At 49.1% G+C, this 222-nt stretch carries 1 rRNA gene; it reads right to left on the bottom strand.

The window, feature by feature from the left end:
- Positions 1-222, bottom strand: a 23S ribosomal RNA gene (locus NNO08_RS23285); the annotation flags it as partial.

Genomic DNA, 222 nt, shown 5'->3' with positions numbered 1-222 from the left:
TCGGTTGATTTCTTTTCCTCGGGGTACTTAGATGTTTCAGTTCCCCCGGTTCGCTTCATTACGCTATGTATTCACGTAATGATAGTGTGTCGAAACACACTGGGTTTCCCCATTCGGAAATCGCCGGCTATAACGGTTCATATCACCTTACCGACGCTTATCGCAGATTAGCACGTCCTTCATCGCCTCTGACTGCCAGGGCATCCACCGTGTACGCTTAGT

The sequence above is a fragment of the Citrobacter sp. Igbk 17 genome (assembly GCF_028069775.1).
In the GTDB taxonomy this organism is placed as follows: domain Bacteria; phylum Pseudomonadota; class Gammaproteobacteria; order Enterobacterales; family Enterobacteriaceae; genus Citrobacter.
Note: the sequence above shows the minus strand (reverse complement) of the source record. Positions and strands in the feature narration are given on the sequence as shown.